The sequence below is a fragment of the Chryseobacterium sp. Leaf180 genome (assembly GCF_001424585.1).
Lineage (GTDB): Bacteria > Bacteroidota > Bacteroidia > Flavobacteriales > Weeksellaceae > Chryseobacterium.
Genome location: NZ_LMPJ01000001.1, coordinates 767,866 through 784,209, shown reverse-complemented (window position 1 = coordinate 784,209; position 16,344 = coordinate 767,866). Strand labels below are relative to the sequence as shown.

Below are 16,344 nucleotides of genomic sequence, written 5' to 3'. Positions count from 1 at the left end.
CTAAAGCTTTCATTCTGTGAAAGCTATTTTTTATTATTCTTAAAAAAGACTTTAAAAAACGAGGCATAATTTACATCAATAAAGATCATGAAACATCTTTTGTTTAATGTGTTTTTATTAAATTAGCGCAACTAAATTTAATTATAATGATCTCCGGAAAATATCTTGAAAATCTACAGAACGAACTGAACAATATCGAAAACGACGGGCTTTTTAAGAAAGAAAGGATCATCACCTCACAGCAAAGTGCCGAGATCGAGGCCAATGGAAAAAGACTATTAAACTTCTGCGCCAATAATTATCTTGGGCTATCAAATCATCCTGAAGTGATGAAAGCGTCGCAGGATATGATCGAATCTCGCGGCTACGGAATGTCTTCGGTGCGTTTTATCTGTGGAACTCAGGATATTCACAAACAGCTTGAAGAAAAAATTTCTACATTTTTAGGCCTTGAAGATACGATTCTATATGCGGCATGTTTTGATGCCAATGGCGGTGTATTTGAACCTTTATTTACAGACGAAGACGCGATTATTTCGGACGAACTGAATCATGCGTCAATTATCGATGGTGTACGTTTGTGCAAAGCAGCGCGATACCGTTACAAAAATAATAATATGGCGGATCTTGAGGCGCAGCTTATTGCTGCTTCAGAGAAAAATCACCGTTTTAAAATCATTGTTACAGACGGTGTTTTCTCGATGGACGGAATTGTTGCTGACCTGAAAGGCGTTTGCGATTTGGCTGATAAATATGATGCGCTGGTGATGGTAGACGATTCTCATGCGACAGGATTTATCGGAAAAACAGGTCGGGGAACGCACGAAGCCAATGAAGTAATGGGCAGAGTAGATATCATCACATCGACTTTGGGTAAAGCTTTGGGTGGTGCCTTGGGTGGATTCACTTCCGGAAAAAAGGAAATCATCGATATGTTGAGACAGCGTTCGCGGCCTTATTTGTTTTCAAATTCACTGGCACCCGGGATTGTCGGCGCTGCGATGAAGGTGATAGACATGATTTCTGAAGACACTTCACTGCGAGATCGCGTGATGGAAAACGCTGAATATTTCAGAAAAGAAATGAAAGTAAAGGGTTTCGATATTCCTGATGGTGAAGCAGCCATCGTTCCGGTGATGTTGTACGATGCACCTTTAGCTCAGAAAATGGCAGAAAAATTAATGGATGAAGGCATCTACGTAATCGGATTCTTTTATCCTGTGGTTCCAAAAGGAAAAGCAAGAATCAGAGTGCAGCTTTCCGCAGCGCACACGAGAGCACATCTTGATAAAGCCATTGCTGCTTTTGAAAAAGTAGGGAAGGATCTGGGTGTGATTTCTTAATTTAAAAATATAAAGCAGAAACGATACTAAATGAGTTTCTGCTTTTTTGTTTCTAAAAATATATCTTTGCACACAAAATTTTACGATGCTGTACACCATTATCAAAGCGTTGCATATTATTTTTATGGTCAGCTATTTCGCCGGGATTTTCTATCTCGTGCGTATTTTTGTGTACTACAAAGACACCGATGATTTTGCCAACGAAAAGAGAAAAATTCTCCGTGAGCAGTATACTTTTATGGCGCGCAGACTTTGGAATATTATCACCGTCCCTGCTGGAATTATCATGGCCGTTTGCGGAATCATTATGATATTTCTGAATTTCGGTTTGATGAAAACACCTTGGTTTCATCTGAAGCTTACATTCCTCATCGGTCTTGCAGCTTATCATTATTGGTGCTGGAAAAAAGTAAAACTGATGGTCAGCCTTAATGGCGAAGCCATTACAACTTCCAATCTAAAACTTCGCCAGGCCAACGAAATCGCCACATTTATTCTCTTTCTTGTTGTATTCACAGTCATTTTAAAATCAGACGTAATCGAATATTGGTGGCAATTAATCACCGGATTTTTCGTTCTTGTATTTTTAATTATGATGACGGTGAAACTGGTCAACAGGAAAAAATCAAAAAAATAATAATCAAAGGTAGAGTATATTTACCATGAAAACTTACAGTAAAAAATATGTTTGCCATCTTTAGAAAAGAACTCTGGAGCTCGTTCGGAAACTGGAGCGCGTGGGTTGTGATCGGTGCGTTCAGTTTGATCACCACACTATTTTTATTTTTCTTCGAAAACGATTTTAATATTTTCGATATCGGTCAGGCATCGCTGCAAAGTTATTTTACTTTGGTGCCATGGCTTTTAATGTTCATTATACCGGCACTTTCAATGCGCGCTTTTGCAGAAGAGCAACAAACCGGAACACTCAACTGGCTTTTTTCGCAACCTGTAAGCATACCGCAACTGGTGACCGGAAAATTTTTTGCAGTAAGCGCGGTCGGCATTTTATGTCTGATTCCATCATTGGTCTATTTCTACACAGTTTACGTACTTGGCGTACCAGCAGGAAATATCGATATGGGAATGACGCTGGGAAGTTATTTGGGGTTAATCATTTTGATTGCAGCTTTCTCAGCGGTTGGGGTTTTGGCTTCATCGCTTTCACAAAATCAAATCATGGCATATCTGCTGGGTGTCTTTATGTGTTTTATTCTGTATTTCGGGATCGAGCAATTGGCAAGCTACAAACTTTTGGGCAATGCCGATTATCTTTTGCAGAACGTCGGTTTTTACCAGCATTTTCTCGGTTTCACAAGAGGTTTGATAGATTTTAAAGACATTGCATATTTTGTTCTAATCATTGGTCTTTCGCTGGCTTTGTCTAATTATTTTATCACCGGAAAAAAGTAAACCATGAAAAAATTTAATTTAAAATCACCTTTCGGGATATTTGTAAGCATTATTTTACCGTTTTCATTACTGCTTTATTTTTCAGGTGTAAGGCTTGATCTTACAAAAGAAAAAAGGTATACACTTTCTGAAAGCACAGTAAAAGTTTTAGAATCAGTTAAAAAACCTTTGACAGTTGAAGTGTATTTGGAAGGTGATTTTCCTGCAGATTTTAAGCAGATTCAAAACGAAACACGATTCATGCTCGAGAATTTCAGAAAGATAAACAGCAATATTGATTTTAAATTTATTGATCCGTTTAAATCTAAAATGTCGCCTGATACTCTGATGGCGATGGGAATGCGGCCTTCCGTTTTACCTGATGTGAAAGAAGGAAAAACCACGCAGATTGAGATTTATCCGTATGCCGTGATCAAATATAAACAGCGTGGCGTTTCGATTCCGCTCATTGTAGAGCAGGCGAATATTTCTGCCGAGGATCAGCTTCGAAAATCAATAGAAAATTTAGAATACAATCTGGTTTCCAATATCAAATCGGTTTCTTCCGACCACCGGAAAAAGGTAGGCATTTTGGTGAATCAGGACGAATTGCGACCTGAAGAATTCTTCGGTTTTATGAATCTTGCCCGCGAAAATTACGATGCCGGACCGATTATTCCTAAGAATAATACTGAACTCACGCTGGCAGATTTACCGTTATTAAAACAAATGAGCGCCTTGGTTATCGCAAAACCACGCAAAGCGTTCACCGACGGCGAAAAACTGATTCTCGATCAGTACATTATGCACGGCGGAAAAACGCTTTGGATGATCGACGCCGTAAATGCTGAAATGGATACCCTCACGAGATCAAAAAAAGTGATGCCATATCCCGTAGATATAAATATGACAGATTTTTTCTTTAACTATGGTTTAAGAATCAATCCGGCGCTGGTAAAAGATGTACAGAAGTTTGCCTTACTGAAACTCGTTACTGGTGAAGTAAACGGCAATCCTCAGTTTTCAAGTCTGCCGTGGCCATACTTTCCGCTCGGGATTGCAGAAACAGATCATCCGATTACAAAAAACATCAATCCGGTAAAGTTTGAATTTCCGACGTATATCGACACGCTCGGCGGAAAGAAATTTAAAACCAATGTACTTTTTGAATCGAGTAATAAAACACTTCTGAAACAGGTTCCGAATTTTGTCTATCTTGAAGAAATTGCAAGTGTAGACAGTCTCGGACAAATGGAAAAGCCAAGCACACCCAAGATTTTTGCAGTAGCGCTTGAAGGCAGATTTTCTTCAGCTTACGCTTCACGAATTGAAAAAAAGTCGTATCCTGATTTTAAAAATACAAGTCCGGAAAATAAGATGATAGTCATTGCAGACGGTGATGTCGGAAGAAACAAAGTGATCAAAGGCCAGCCGATGCCGCTGGGAATGGACCGTTTAACAGACGAGCAGTTTGGCAACGAACAGTTTCTGCGCAACGCACTCGATTTTCTTTTGGATGACAGCAATCTCATCAGTTTACGAAACAGAAACATAGAAGAGCGACTGCTCGACCGCTACCGTATTTCTGATGAGAAAACAAAGTGGCAGTGGATTAATCTTTTGCTTCCGCTGGCGGTAATTGCAGGTCTTGGATCTTTATTTTTCTGGCTTAGAAAGAGAAAATTCGGATCATAAAACATAAGAGAGAAACGGTAAAGTTTCTCTCTTTTTATTTTTTACTGAGTATAAAAGGCAATGTCACAATGTCAATTACGCGTTCTCCTTTTTCATTTTCCCCGGGAATCCATTTCTTATTTGCAATGATTTCTTCTGCCACTTTTTTTATTTCCGCATTGAAATCTTCAGCGTTACCATAGACCGAAATATTTAAAACAGTTCCGTCGGCAGCAATTTTAAAAATGAGTTTGAATTTCTTTCCCTGAAAATCATATCGGGCAGTCGCAAGTTTCTTTTCAATCTCTTTTAAAAACATTCTATTTCCACCGGGAAACTGTGCCGGAAAAGCAACGGTCGGCGGCGGCGGTACCGAAAAATCCTGTGGCTGCTGCGCCTCGAATTTTTCCGCAACAGTTTTCTGATCTTTCTTCTGACCTGAAAACAGTCCGCAGCAAAGCGTGGAATACACGATGAAAAGTTTAATCATATTCTAAAGTATTTCGGTTACTGTGCCATGTCCCACATGATCTTCACCTTCGTACATCTCAAAATCCTGACCTTCGTATATCTGTTTTAAATAATCATCTGCCCGAAGAAGCGAAATATCAGCCGTCACAATTTCTCCCGGAAAAACCAGCTCCGGCTCCTCAAAATCTGCAACGGCAATAAAATTTTCTTCACTGAAAGGAAATTTCACCGTTGGCCGGTAACCCGATGAAACAGGACTCGTAAGTCCTCCGTTTTCTGTACTGCGGAAGGTGAGCATGGCTGTGAAATGTTTCTGAGCTTTCTTCATGTTTTAAAAATAAAAAAAACTTCCCGAAAAAGTACAAACCTGTTTTCGGAAAGTTTGATCATGTCTATGAAATTTATTTGCAGTCAGTTTCGTTTAAAACCTTTTTGTATTTGGCTTTTGCGGCGTCTTTCAGGATCATGTTGCCCTTTTTATTCGGGTCTTCCGTCAGCTCACCTTCTTTAATGTAAAGCCTGTCGCCGTCTACTTTCATGATGGTGATTTCGCTTTGCCTGTTGCCTTCAATCATATAATTGTAGTCAAACTGAATCTCATTTTTCGAGATCATTTTTCCGGTCAAAGTTCCGGTGGCACCGTCTTTTTCATAAGGTCTCCACAACATTTCTCCGCGGATATCGTCATTGCTCAATACCCGGAATTTCACCATTGTAGAATCTTTATTTTCCACTTTCTCAAAGCAGTAGTCGCCGCTCAGAGCAGCTGCAGCCTCAATGGTTTTTGTCATCGCCACCGTATCTGTGGTTTTGGTCGTTTCCTTCGTTTCTTTTTTGCAGGAAATGGCCGCGAGGGAAAGGCACATAAGTACCAGCGTGATAATAGATTTTTTCATGTTATTTAATTATTAGTTTTAGATGCAGATTTTCTTTCATCATTTGTATGCAAAAGTTAATAAAAAATTAAATCCCCAACGATTTTATTTTAAAGCTACTAATCATTGTTCAAAGACGCATCGACGAGCTCAGAATGAAACCGTTAAATTGAGCGGTTAGTATTAGATTTGTCAGTCTGAGCCTGTCGAAGACTCAATTAATCAAACTATTTATAATCCATATAATCAAACTATTTTAATAATTTTTAAACAGGCTTTTAATGATGAGAAAAAGTGCTGCTGCGCTGCATTGGTTCCCATCTGTTTGGCTTTGAGAAGATTCATCGCTGAAGGAGCTTGCTTCACTTCTGTTTGGGTTAATGTCTCGATATATTCATCTCAACCTGTTCAGTTTTGCCTTAATGTAACGCAGAAAAGGTCTGCCTCACTTCACGTTTGCCTCGTCGCAACCTGAGATAGTTTCCACGCAATGCGTTGAAGCCGTCGCAATCTGAAAAAGCCTTCCTCACTTCAGGTTTGCCCCGTCGCAACCTGAGAAAGTCTCAACCTGTTCTGGTTTGCAGTTTCGCGATGTGAGAAAGTTTTACCGTTAAGTGTTTCGGCGTTTCTCCGTATGAAAAACATTATACGTGAAGGAAATCTTTCTGTAATAATTTAAAAACAGACAGAAAATTACTCTAAAATCCTTTGTACCACACCTTTTTCGTTGATGCTGAGATACCAGGTTTCCGGGATTCTGTTGGTTACCTCAAAAGTTTTCAGGCGGACTTTAGATTTCATGCATTGTTCGATCATCAGCGACGGACGATTAAAATTTCCCTGCCCGGAAACAAAACTGTGCACCGGATTAAAGATATTCAGCATTTCCTGAGACGTATTGTTTTTGCTGCCGTGATGTGGAACTACAAGGAAGAAGAGGTCTTTAAGCGACTTTTTCCAATCGGCGGTGTGTTTCTCAAAAGACTCGATTCCACTGTCGCCGGTGAAGAGAAATTTCTTTGTCCCGAGTTTCAGCATCGTCACAATGCTCACCATATTGGTCGCCGAAACACCGTTTTTGATGCTGCTTTTTTCGAGCAGATCGCAGGGATTCTGTTTTAAAATTTTTTGAGGAAGAACATTATTTATTACTTCAAAAAGTATCGTTCGGTCGATCATTTTGCTTTCCAGATCTTTTTTTACATCTTCCAGAATCGCTTCCTCTTTTAAAGCCGGAAGATTGCTGTTATAAAATTCTGCCGACGGACCGACAGCCGTAAACTCCGGAAATTTTTTAAAAATATCACCGTGTTTCGCTTCAGTAATTTTTATCTCCAAACCGTAGGTTTTTATTTTTTCGACCACGCGCAAAAGATCTCTGTAGCGCTCGATGGCTAAAATATTTTTTAGTGTATCTGCGTTTTCTAACGTTTCCGTTTCGATAATCCGGTCATTTACAAAGCGTAATTTTTCTCTAAGAACTTCAGCAGTTTTCGACATGGAATGATCAATTTTATGAATCCAGATTTCACCGATCGCCGCGTGATAATCATCCAGAAGATTTTCCACGCCGCCGAGGTGATCGTTGTCATAATGCGTGCAGACGAGCAGATCGATTTTATTGTCAAATTTAGGCAGAACTTCCTGTAGCCGCCGTTTCAGTTTGGGATAATATTTTTTAAATCCACCGTCGATAAGAATAAGTGATTTGCGGTTGGTGTCGGTAAGCATGAGAATAATGGCGTCGCCATCTTCCACATTAATGAGGTTGATTTCTGCTTTCATGATTGTGTTTTTAAGCTAAATTGAGTTGGTTAAATTAAAAATATTCTGAAAATTGAGAGAGTTTTACAGAAAAAATATTTTATTTTCTATTTAATTAACATAAGATAAGACAAGCGAAACTTTTTTTTCGGATTTTTGTGTGTCAGATTTACTATCTGATTTAAAAACATCAGTAAAACAACATTAATAAACAATTTAGAAAAATGAAAAAATTCAGTGTAATTGCTTTGGCAGGTCTGGGATTGCTATTGGCATCTTGTAACGACAAAAAAGCGGACGACGCAAAAACTTCTACCGAGCAGACTGTTGCTGAGAAAAAAGGGAGTATGTTTTCTGTAGACGCAGCGACTTCAAAAGTAGAGTGGAGAGCGTTCCACAAAGGTGGTTTTGCACCAAGATGGGGAAATCTTAAAATCACTTCCGGTAACTTAACTGTGGATAACAGCCAGTTGACTTCAGGTGAATTTATTATCGATATGAAATCTCTGACTGTAGATCCTGCTTCAGTGACAGAAAAAGATAAAAAATATTCAGATCTTGAAGGTCATTTGAAGAGTAAAGATTTCTTCGACACAGAGAAAAATCCTACTGCAGATTTTAAAATCACTAAAGTAGAAGATCTTGCAACTGCACCAAGCGATGCTGTACAGGGTGCTAATAAGACCGTGAGCGGAAATCTTACCCTTCTTGGAAAAACGATGAACGTTACATTCCCTGCAAAAGTGAACATGACTGAAACCAACGTAGATATGATGGCGAAATTCACGGTAAACCGTGCAGATTGGGGCATCAAATTCGGAACTGATGAAACAGATCCTGCAGAATGGGCGATCAGTAAAGACATCGAAATTTCTGTTGATATAAAGGCAATGAAAAAATAATCTGATTCACATATATAAAAAGACATCTGCATTTTGCAGATGTCTTTTTTGTTTTATGATGGTTGAAATAATTATTTAAATTTGATCTTTCTTTTTCCTGTAAAAAGTGATTTTATCATCCTGTAAAGAAAAACAGGAAGTTTAATAAACAGAAATTCTACAATGATCTCTGCTGTAATCTGAAAAATAAATTCAAAAATCATTTTAAACGTCTTTTATAAAATCTTCGTACTCATAATAAAAACGCTCGAAGCCATCCATTTTTTCAACGAAAAATTCAAAAATCTGTTGCCAGGAGTTTTTATTGAAAATAGAAACGCCGTTTTTTTCAACCCAGACTTTACTGATGATTTTTCCGTTTTCAAGTTGAAAAAATTCATCTTTCTGAAAGTCGCCGATGTAGTCTTTTAAAATATCTTCCAGCGACCAGATTTTCTCAAAATACGCATTTCGAAAGACTTCATCCTTCATCTCTATTTCCAGAGAAACTTCGGCCTTCTTGTTATCCGCATTAAATTTAAACGAAAAATCTTTGATCTTTGTATCATATAAAAGCCATTTTCTTGGAAACGACTTTCCAAAAGCCGTCCAGAATTCCTTTTTTAGCTGCTGCGCTTCCTGTTTACTGAACATAAAACAAAGGTAAGAATTAATAGAAAAAACGGCATGCGAGAAAAAACATGAGGAAATGGAGAAAGTCTTATGGTATTCAAACAAAATCGCTACTTTTGTTGTGATGTTGTCTAAGAAATCACAGTATGCTTTTAAGGCGCTTTCATACCTTGTTGAAAAGGGAAATGAGAGGCCGGTTTTAATCTCTGAAATTTCAGAATTTAAAAAAATTCCTTTAAAGTTCCTTGAAAATATTCTGCTTCAGCTAAAAAAATCTGAGATTCTCGACAGCAAAAAAGGAAAAGGCGGCGGATATTTTCTCAAAAATAATGCGCAGACCACAAGTCTGGCAACGATTATCAGAATTGTAAACGGCCCCATTGCGCTTCTCCCTTGTGTCAGTTTAAAATTTTACGAAAAATGTGAAGATTGCAACGAGGATCACTGCGGCCTGCACGATGTTTTAATCGAAGTGCGTGATGCTTCCCTGAAAATTCTGGAAGAAAAAACGCTGCTCGATCTCACCGACCAAAAAACTGTTTCGATTTGAAAATTTTCACGCTACTATTTTTATTTTCTGCCATGATTTTTAATGCTCAAAATTTTAAATCGTATCAGTTTTACACTCAAAACGGCAAGGAAATCAATCCTGAAAAACTGGTAAAAAATCTCGCAGAATATGACGTCATTTTCTTTGGCGAACTTCACAATAATTCTATTAATCACTGGCTGCAACTGAGAATTACAGAAGCTTTATACAAAAAAGCAAACGGAAAAATTACTTTGGGCGCGGAGATGTTTGAGCGCGATAATCAAAAACAGATTAATCAATATCTTTCCGGAAAACTGGATGAAAAACAGCTGAAAGATTCAGTGAGACTTTGGAGCAATTTCGCAACCGATTACAAACCGCTTTTAGATTTTGCCAAGAATAATCAGCTGAAATTTATTGCTACCAACGTTCCAAGAAAATATGCACAGCAAACAGCGAAACAAGGTTTGGAATCTTTAAATAATATTTCGCCTGAAGAAAAAGAATTTATCGCGGAGCTTCCGGTAAAAGTGACGCTCGAGACGCCAGGTTATGAGGAAATGAAAAGCATGATGGGCGCTCATGCAGATGTTTCTAAAGCAATGAATTTTGTATCTGCGCAGGCGATAAAAGATGCGACCATGGCAGAATCAATTTTAAAAAATATGGAAGCCGGAAAAATGTTTATTCATTTTAACGGTGATTTTCACAGCAAAGAATTTGGCGGAATTTACTGGTACATTCAACAGAAAGATCCAAATCTGAAGATGGCGGTGATCTCTATTTATGAATCTGAAAATCGGGAATTGGCTTTTCCGGAAAAGAATTTTAAACCGACGACTTTCAATCTCGTGGTTCCGGCGGATATGACGAAGACGTATTGATTATTTAAAAAAAAATCTGTCTCCTTGGAGACAGATTCCACTAAATACTATATATGAAAACTATTTTCTGATAATTTTACTGAGAATATTATTTACAGTATTTTTCATCTCTAAAAGATCTTCTGGCGAAAGATCGAGACGCGATTTTATTTTTTCAGGAATTTCACTAGCCTGCACTTTCAAATCAAAACCTGCACGGTCGAGAAAAATTTCAACCACACGCTCGTCTTCTTTCTTTCTTCTTCTCTGAAGCATTTTTTTGGTTTCCAGACGTTTTAGAAGTGGCGTAAGCGTTCCGCTATCCAAGTATAACTTTTCGCCAATCTGGTTTACGGTAAGCCCGTCTTGCTCCCATAAAACCATCATCACAAGATATTGGGAATAAGTAATGCCGATCTCATCGAGAAAAGGACGGTACAAACCCGTGATTTCTTTGGCAACTAGATAGAGCGGAAAGCAGAGCTGATTGCCCAGTTTTGGAACGTTCTGATCTTCCATTATTCCTGTTTTTTTTGGATGAATGATTTTTTAATTTATCTTCTGATTATAAATTCCTCCATCGGAATTCTTACTTTCTTCATGTGGGAGAGATAATCGTTTTCCAGATCTCTGTAGCCGAGGTATAAAAGACTCACACTTTTCAGTCCCAATTCTCTCAAACCTAAAATTTCGTCCACTACGTCATTACTGAAACCTTCTGCCGGAGTAGAATCTATCTTTAATTCTGCAGCCTGAGCCATCGCCAAACCTAAAGCAATATAAGTCTGTCTTGCGGTATGAGCAAAATGCTGTTCCGGAGTCTGATTATCATACAATTCTTTAATCTTGTCTGTATAACTGCTGAAGCGACCTCGTGGCAAATCCCGTACGTCGGTGTGATGATCGTATACTTTGTCAATTTTCTCGGCGGAATAACTGTCCCACGCTGCAAAAACCAAAACTTGCGAACAGTCTCTCATCACCTCAGGATTCAATGCGCCTTTCACCATTTTCTCTTTTAATTCCTGATTTTCTACTACAATCACACGGAAAGGCTGTAATCCTGATGAAGTCGGAGCCAATCTCGCAGCTTCCAAAATTTTATTTAAATCTTCTTGTGATACTTTTTTTGTTGAATCATACGCTTTTACGGCATGTCTCCAGTTTAAATCTTCTATTAATGACATTGTTTATTATTTTTGAAATTAAAAATTTGATTATTAGAATTGTGTGAACAAAATAACAATGCAAAGATAGAAAACAATTAAATTGTGTACAATTTAATTTTGGAAAATGAGTTTTAGATGAAATCTATCTATTTTAAATAATTTATGTGTTCTTTTTTAAATCTTTTATTTTAGAAATAAAAAGTAAAAAGGAAGAAATTATTAAAAGGGAGGAAATTAAATAAAATATCCAAGGATTCTCTTCTGATTTGATATCGTTAGATAAAAAAATTGCAATTCCAGGAATTAATAAAAATATTGCTAATCCTATTCGTGTTTCAATATGTCCTAAAAGTCCAAAAATTCCTAAGAACACTTCGTAGAGAATTTTTTTTAATAATTTAATATTTTTCATCTTAGAATTATTTAAATTATTCACTCACCAATTCCGCCTCAAAAACATCTGCAAAATGCTTTCTGATCTTCACTTTAATATCTTCAACTTCTTCTGGCGTCAGTTCTCTTTCCAGTTCTCTTTTTAAAGAAGTCACCTGCTTATCTTTAATTCCACAAGGGATAATATATTCGAAATAGCGCATCTCCGTATTGATATTGAGCGCAAAACCATGTAATGTTACCCAACGCGATGCTTTCACACCCATTGCACAGATTTTTCGGGCGTATGGTTTTCCAACATCAAACCAAACTCCGGTTTCGCCGGGTGAGCGTTCACCTTTTAAACCAAATTCGGCCATCGTTCTGATGATCACTTCTTCCAGATTGCGCATATATTTGTGGATGTCGGTAAAAAAGTTTTCAAGATCTAAAATCGGGTAGCCCACAATCTGTCCGAAACCATGATAAGTGATGTCTCCGCCACGGTTTACTTTCACAAAAGTTGCTTCGATTTCTTTCAACTTGTCGATTCCCGCGAGCATATTTTCTTCATGACCACTTTTCCCCAGTGTGTACACGTGCGGATGTTCCACCAAAAGCAAATGATTAGGTGTTATCAGATGATCTTCTGCCGGCAAATCGCGGTTTTTGATCTTGGTATCGATGATGTTTTTCATCAAAGATTCCTGATAATCCCACGAAGACTGGTAGTCTCTGGTTCCCAAATCTTCAAAAGCAACTTTTCTGTTCTGATGTGTATTCATACGCGTATCTAAGGTGCAAATTTAGTCAATTTTAATGTTTTACCGAAGCAATGAATTCTGCGGCAGAAGTTCGCCAGTCATTATTGTGAAGAAGAATTTTTACAAATGCGGTTCCTATAATTCCGCCGTCAGCTTTTTCGGTGACGTTGTCGAAATCCTGTCTAGTCTGAATTCCAAAGCCGATCATTAAAGGATTTTTCAGAGGAAGTGAAGATAGACGTGAAAGATAATCATCGTTTTTCAAAACTGCATTTTGCTGTCCGGTTGTGGAAGACGAACTCACCGCATACAGAAATTCTGAACTCAGAGAATCAAGATAGAGAATCCTTTCGTTGGAAGTTTCGGGCGTTACGAGAAATGTGAAATTCAGATTATATTGTTTTAAAATCTTCTGATAGTTTTTTTCAAATTCAAATGGTGGTAAATCAGGAATAATTAATCCGGAAACGCCGCTGGACTCGCATTCTTTGCAAAAATTTTCGAAACCGAACTGCAAAACAGGATTGATATAACCCATCAGAATCACCGGAATTTTAATCCCGTCTTTTACTGTTTTCAGCTGTGAAAAAAGTTTTTCGATCGTCATTCCGTTTCTTAAAGCTAATTCGTGAGCCTGAGAAATTACAGGTCCGTCTGCAACAGGATCAGAATACGGCATCCCGATTTCCATCATATCCGCTCCCGAATCTTGAATGAGTTTGATGATTTCTGCAGTGTCATCCAGTTTTGGAACGCCTGCAGTAAAGTATATATTGAGTTTTTTAGAAATTTCTGAATCTTTATTTTTTTGGGTGTGGTTTTCTGTATTCATCCTGTTAAAATGTTTTGGTTTGTGATTGAAATTTTTTCTGGAAAGGCAGATTTTGTCTTTCGGCAATTCTGCGATCCGGCTTGAGCGGAACTCCTTTTGCAAAGCAAAAGAGTGGGAGCGGAAGACGGAAATTATCGCGCAAAATCAGATATTTTTCAGATAGGTTTCCATATCCTTATCGCCGCGGCCGCTGAGACAAATCACCACGACATCATCTTTTTTAAACTTTTTCTTGTCTAAAACAGCCAGCGCATGCGCACTTTCCAATGCAGGAATAATACCTTCTATTTTTGTCAGTTCATACGCAAACTGCAAAGCTTCATCGTCATTGATGCTGAAAAATTCGGCTCTTTTTTCTCTGAAAAGATTCGCGTGGAAAGGTCCGATTCCCGGATAATCAAGGCCGGCGGAAATGGAATGTGGTTCAATCACCTGACCGTCTGCCGTCTGCATTACAAGACTTTTGCTGCCGTGCAAAATCCCCAGAGTTCCCAGAAAAGTGGTCGCTGCCGACTTCCCAGACTCTACGCCAAAACCGCCGGCCTCAGCCGCGATAATTTTCACATTTTCTTCATCCACAAAATGATAAAAAGTGCCTGCAGCATTGCTTCCGCCACCGACGCAAGCAATGATGTAATCTGGATTTTCTCTGCCGATCTGCTCAAAAAGCTGTTCTTTGATTTCTTTTGAAATGATGCTTTGAAATCTCGCCACGAGATCAGGAAAAGGGTGCGGACCGACCACACTTCCGATTACATAATGCGTCGTCACGGGATTATTAATCCAGTCTTTTAGTGCTTCGTTTACGGCGTCTTTCAGTGTTTTGGACCCTGAAGTTGCAGGAATAACTGCCGCACCGAGCATTTTCATGCGGCCTACATTTGGTGCCTGTCTCTGGATATCGACTTCGCCCATGTAAACGATGCATTCCAGGCCAAGAAGTGCGCATGCGGTTGCGGTCGCCACACCGTGTTGTCCGGCTCCGGTTTCAGCGATGATTCTTTTTTTGCCAAGCCGTTTGGCCAACAAAACCTGTCCAAGCGCATTGTTGATTTTGTGCGCGCCGGTGTGGTTGAGGTCTTCTCTTTTAAGGTAAATATTGGTGGCGTATTTTTCACTTAAATTTCTTGCAAAATAGAGTGGTGTGGCGCGCCCAACGTAGTTTTTAAGCAAATCTTCGTATTCTTTTCTGAATGATTCAGATTCGATGATTTCGATATAATTTTTCTGCAGTTCTTCTACATTTGGATACAGCATTTCGGGAACGAATGCACCGCCATAATCGCCGTAATATCCGTTTGCATCAGGGTTTTTATAATTTTTCATGTGTTCTTTTTATTTTTTGCAGATCTTTTATTCCGGGTGAAATTTCGTACCGCGAATTAATGTCAACTGCAAAAGGTTTCTGTTTTAAAATATCTAAATTTTTGATGTTTTCTTCTGAAATCCCGCCGCTTAAAAAATACGGAACAGGAATGTTAATTTCGTTTAAAATCTGCCAGTTAAAAGTTTTCCCTGTTCCGCCAAATGCTTCAGAATCTGTGTCAAATAGCAAATAGTGCATGGCTGACTGTGGCTGGCTAATGATTTTTTGAAGTTCTTGTGCGCTTTGATTTGCAATTCTGATAACCTTAATTATTTTAATTTCTGAAGGCAGTTTCTGTCTTAAATCTGAAATAAATTCTGTTGTTTCGTTTCCATGAAGCTGAATGAAATTCAAATTTGCCTTTTCAGCAATTTCTACAATTCTTTTTGCATTTTCATTCACGAAAACTCCGGTTTTTCCTGAGTGATTAGTGGCAGAAATCTCTTCTAAAGTGAGGCGATTCAAAACAAATCTCGGCGATTTTTCGAAAAAAATAAATCCGAGAAAATCAACTTTCATGTTAATAAGTTCGTTGATCTGATCTATATCTGTCAGTCCGCACACTTTTAATTTTGTGGAAATGTATTGGTTTTCTGCGCTCATTCTATCTGATTCATAAAGTTTTCAAACTGATTTCCGGGATTTTCATGTTTCATGAAATATCCGCCCATCAAAAATCCGTCAAAACCTTTTTCTTTTAAAAACTTAAAATCATCCATCGAATAAATTCCGCTTTCAGCAATCGATAAAACATCATTTGGCAATTGATTTTTCAACTGTATTGAATGCTGAAGATCAACTTTAAAATCTTTTAAATTTCTGTTGTTGATTCCGACGACTGTATTTTTTTTTGAAATATGTTTCAGTTCACTTTCATCATGAATTTCCAGTAAAACCGAAAGTGCTAACTCTTCTGCAAGTTCTGTGAATTCTACAATCTCCGAAATAGAAAGACAGGCGGCAATCAGCAAAACAGCGTCTGCGCCCATCGCTTTTGCTTCGTAAAACTGATATTCGTCAATCATAAAATCCTTCCGTAAAATCGGAATATTAATTTGATTGCGAACACTTTCAATATCATTAAAACTTCCGCCAAAATAATCATGGTCGGTGAGAATGGAAACAGCGCCCGCTCCAAATTTTTCATATTTAGAAATAACTTCGAGCGGAGAAACCAGATTATTGATAATGCCTTTGCTTGGAGACTGTCTTTTAAACTCCGCGATAATTCCAGATTTTTTCCTCAAAGAATCTTCCAACGAAAGAGTTTTTCTTTCAAAAAACTCAGAATCTTTGAGTTGCTGTAGCGGAATTTTAGATTTTGAAAAAGCAATTTCCTGCTTTTTGGTTTCTATAATTTTATCGAGAATATTCATTTTTGTGTTTTAGTGTAATCTAATCAAAAGATTTAAG

Annotated in this window: 20 protein-coding genes; 7 read left to right on the top strand and 13 right to left on the bottom strand. The window is 38.1% G+C overall.

The genetic code is table 11. The features are described from left to right. Positions 1-146: 146 nt before the first annotated feature. The 4 genes from kbl to gldG all read left to right on the top strand — a co-directional run bounded on the left by kbl (position 147) and on the right by gldG (position 4,430). On the top strand, positions 147-1,343 hold the full coding sequence (kbl, locus tag ASG01_RS03615; RefSeq protein ID WP_055860025.1) for a glycine C-acetyltransferase: 1,197 nt from the start codon (positions 147-149) through the stop codon (positions 1,341-1,343). 85 nt (positions 1,344-1,428) lie between these two features. Next, positions 1,429-1,980 carry a CopD family protein gene (locus ASG01_RS03610; RefSeq protein WP_055860022.1) on the top strand — a complete coding sequence of 184 codons (552 nt, stop codon included), beginning with the start codon at positions 1,429-1,431 and terminating at the stop codon, positions 1,978-1,980. A gap of 47 nt (positions 1,981-2,027) precedes the next feature. Then, entirely contained in the window at positions 2,028-2,756 is a 729-nt protein-coding gene (locus tag ASG01_RS03605) for an ABC transporter permease subunit (protein WP_055860020.1), read from the top strand. A gap of 3 nt (positions 2,757-2,759) precedes the next feature. Then, the gene (gene gldG / locus ASG01_RS03600; protein WP_055860017.1) at positions 2,760-4,430 is read left to right on the top strand and encodes a gliding motility-associated ABC transporter substrate-binding protein GldG; all 1,671 of its coding nucleotides are present in this window, start codon (positions 2,760-2,762) and stop codon (positions 4,428-4,430) included. A 34-nt stretch (positions 4,431-4,464) separates the two neighbouring features. Here gldG and ASG01_RS03595 read toward each other — a convergent pair whose 3' ends face one another. From ASG01_RS03595 to ASG01_RS03580, 4 genes are all read right to left on the bottom strand, one after another. Beyond that, positions 4,465-4,899: a hypothetical protein gene (locus ASG01_RS03595; RefSeq protein ID WP_055860015.1), complete on the bottom strand. Its 435-nt coding sequence runs from the start codon at positions 4,897-4,899 to the stop codon at positions 4,465-4,467. A 3-nt stretch (positions 4,900-4,902) separates the two neighbouring features. Beyond that, entirely contained in the window at positions 4,903-5,208 is a 306-nt protein-coding gene (locus tag ASG01_RS03590; RefSeq protein ID WP_055860012.1) for a hypothetical protein, read from the bottom strand. Between the two features lie 73 nt (positions 5,209-5,281). Next, entirely contained in the window at positions 5,282-5,776 is a 495-nt protein-coding gene (locus tag ASG01_RS03585) for a hypothetical protein (RefSeq protein ID WP_055860009.1), read from the bottom strand. A 672-nt stretch (positions 5,777-6,448) separates the two neighbouring features. Beyond that, a complete protein-coding gene (locus tag ASG01_RS03580) occupies positions 6,449-7,540 on the bottom strand; it encodes a ComEC/Rec2 family competence protein (protein ID WP_055860006.1) in 1,092 nt (363 codons plus the stop codon). 203 nt (positions 7,541-7,743) lie between these two features. Between ASG01_RS03580 and ASG01_RS03575 the strand changes: the two genes are divergently transcribed. After that, complete coding sequence (locus ASG01_RS03575) at positions 7,744-8,421, top strand: YceI family protein (protein WP_055860003.1); 678 nt, start codon at positions 7,744-7,746, stop codon at positions 8,419-8,421. A 204-nt stretch (positions 8,422-8,625) separates the two neighbouring features. Here the strand turns inward: ASG01_RS03575 and ASG01_RS03570 are convergent, their stop codons facing one another. Then, positions 8,626-9,054 carry a DUF4268 domain-containing protein gene (locus ASG01_RS03570; RefSeq protein ID WP_055860000.1) on the bottom strand — a complete coding sequence of 143 codons (429 nt, stop codon included), beginning with the start codon at positions 9,052-9,054 and terminating at the stop codon, positions 8,626-8,628. Positions 9,055-9,157: 103 nt separating this feature from the next. On the opposite strand from ASG01_RS03570, the gene ASG01_RS03565 reads away from it, so the two are divergent. Together ASG01_RS03565 and ASG01_RS03560 are read left to right on the top strand one after the other, a co-directional pair. Next, entirely contained in the window at positions 9,158-9,583 is a 426-nt protein-coding gene (locus ASG01_RS03565) for an RrF2 family transcriptional regulator (RefSeq protein ID WP_055859997.1), read from the top strand. After that, positions 9,580-10,449 (top strand): ChaN family lipoprotein, encoded by an 870-nt coding sequence (locus ASG01_RS03560; RefSeq protein ID WP_238584498.1) that lies wholly within the window; start codon positions 9,580-9,582, stop codon positions 10,447-10,449. The genes ASG01_RS03565 and ASG01_RS03560 overlap by 4 nt, the downstream gene beginning before the upstream one ends. 60 nt (positions 10,450-10,509) lie before the next feature. Here the strand turns inward: ASG01_RS03560 and ASG01_RS03555 are convergent, their stop codons facing one another. From ASG01_RS03555 to trpC, 8 genes are all read right to left on the bottom strand, one after another. Continuing rightward, positions 10,510-10,947 (bottom strand): MarR family winged helix-turn-helix transcriptional regulator, encoded by a 438-nt coding sequence (locus tag ASG01_RS03555; protein ID WP_055859991.1) that lies wholly within the window; start codon positions 10,945-10,947, stop codon positions 10,510-10,512. 35 nt (positions 10,948-10,982) lie between these two features. Beyond that, the gene (locus ASG01_RS03550) at positions 10,983-11,615 is read right to left on the bottom strand and encodes an NAD(P)H-dependent oxidoreductase (protein ID WP_055859988.1); all 633 of its coding nucleotides are present in this window, start codon (positions 11,613-11,615) and stop codon (positions 10,983-10,985) included. Between the two features lie 142 nt (positions 11,616-11,757). Continuing rightward, positions 11,758-12,009, bottom strand: coding sequence for a hypothetical protein (locus tag ASG01_RS03545; protein WP_131725315.1), 252 nt, complete (start codon positions 12,007-12,009; stop codon positions 11,758-11,760). A 16-nt stretch (positions 12,010-12,025) separates the two neighbouring features. After that, complete coding sequence (gene lipB, locus ASG01_RS03540; protein WP_055859983.1) at positions 12,026-12,754, bottom strand: lipoyl(octanoyl) transferase LipB; 729 nt, start codon at positions 12,752-12,754, stop codon at positions 12,026-12,028. Positions 12,755-12,785: 31 nt separating this feature from the next. Next, positions 12,786-13,565, bottom strand: a complete 780-nt coding sequence (trpA, locus tag ASG01_RS03535; protein WP_055862140.1) for a tryptophan synthase subunit alpha — start codon at positions 13,563-13,565, stop codon at positions 12,786-12,788. A 144-nt stretch (positions 13,566-13,709) separates the two neighbouring features. Further along, positions 13,710-14,891: a tryptophan synthase subunit beta gene (trpB, locus tag ASG01_RS03530; RefSeq protein WP_055859980.1), complete on the bottom strand. Its 1,182-nt coding sequence runs from the start codon at positions 14,889-14,891 to the stop codon at positions 13,710-13,712. Beyond that, the gene (locus ASG01_RS03525) at positions 14,878-15,534 is read right to left on the bottom strand and encodes a phosphoribosylanthranilate isomerase (protein ID WP_055859977.1); all 657 of its coding nucleotides are present in this window, start codon (positions 15,532-15,534) and stop codon (positions 14,878-14,880) included. The genes trpB and ASG01_RS03525 overlap by 14 nt, the downstream gene beginning before the upstream one ends. Beyond that, the gene (gene trpC / locus ASG01_RS03520; protein WP_055859974.1) at positions 15,531-16,307 is read right to left on the bottom strand and encodes an indole-3-glycerol phosphate synthase TrpC; all 777 of its coding nucleotides are present in this window, start codon (positions 16,305-16,307) and stop codon (positions 15,531-15,533) included. The genes ASG01_RS03525 and trpC overlap by 4 nt, the downstream gene beginning before the upstream one ends. Between the last annotated feature and the right edge of the window lie 37 nt (positions 16,308-16,344).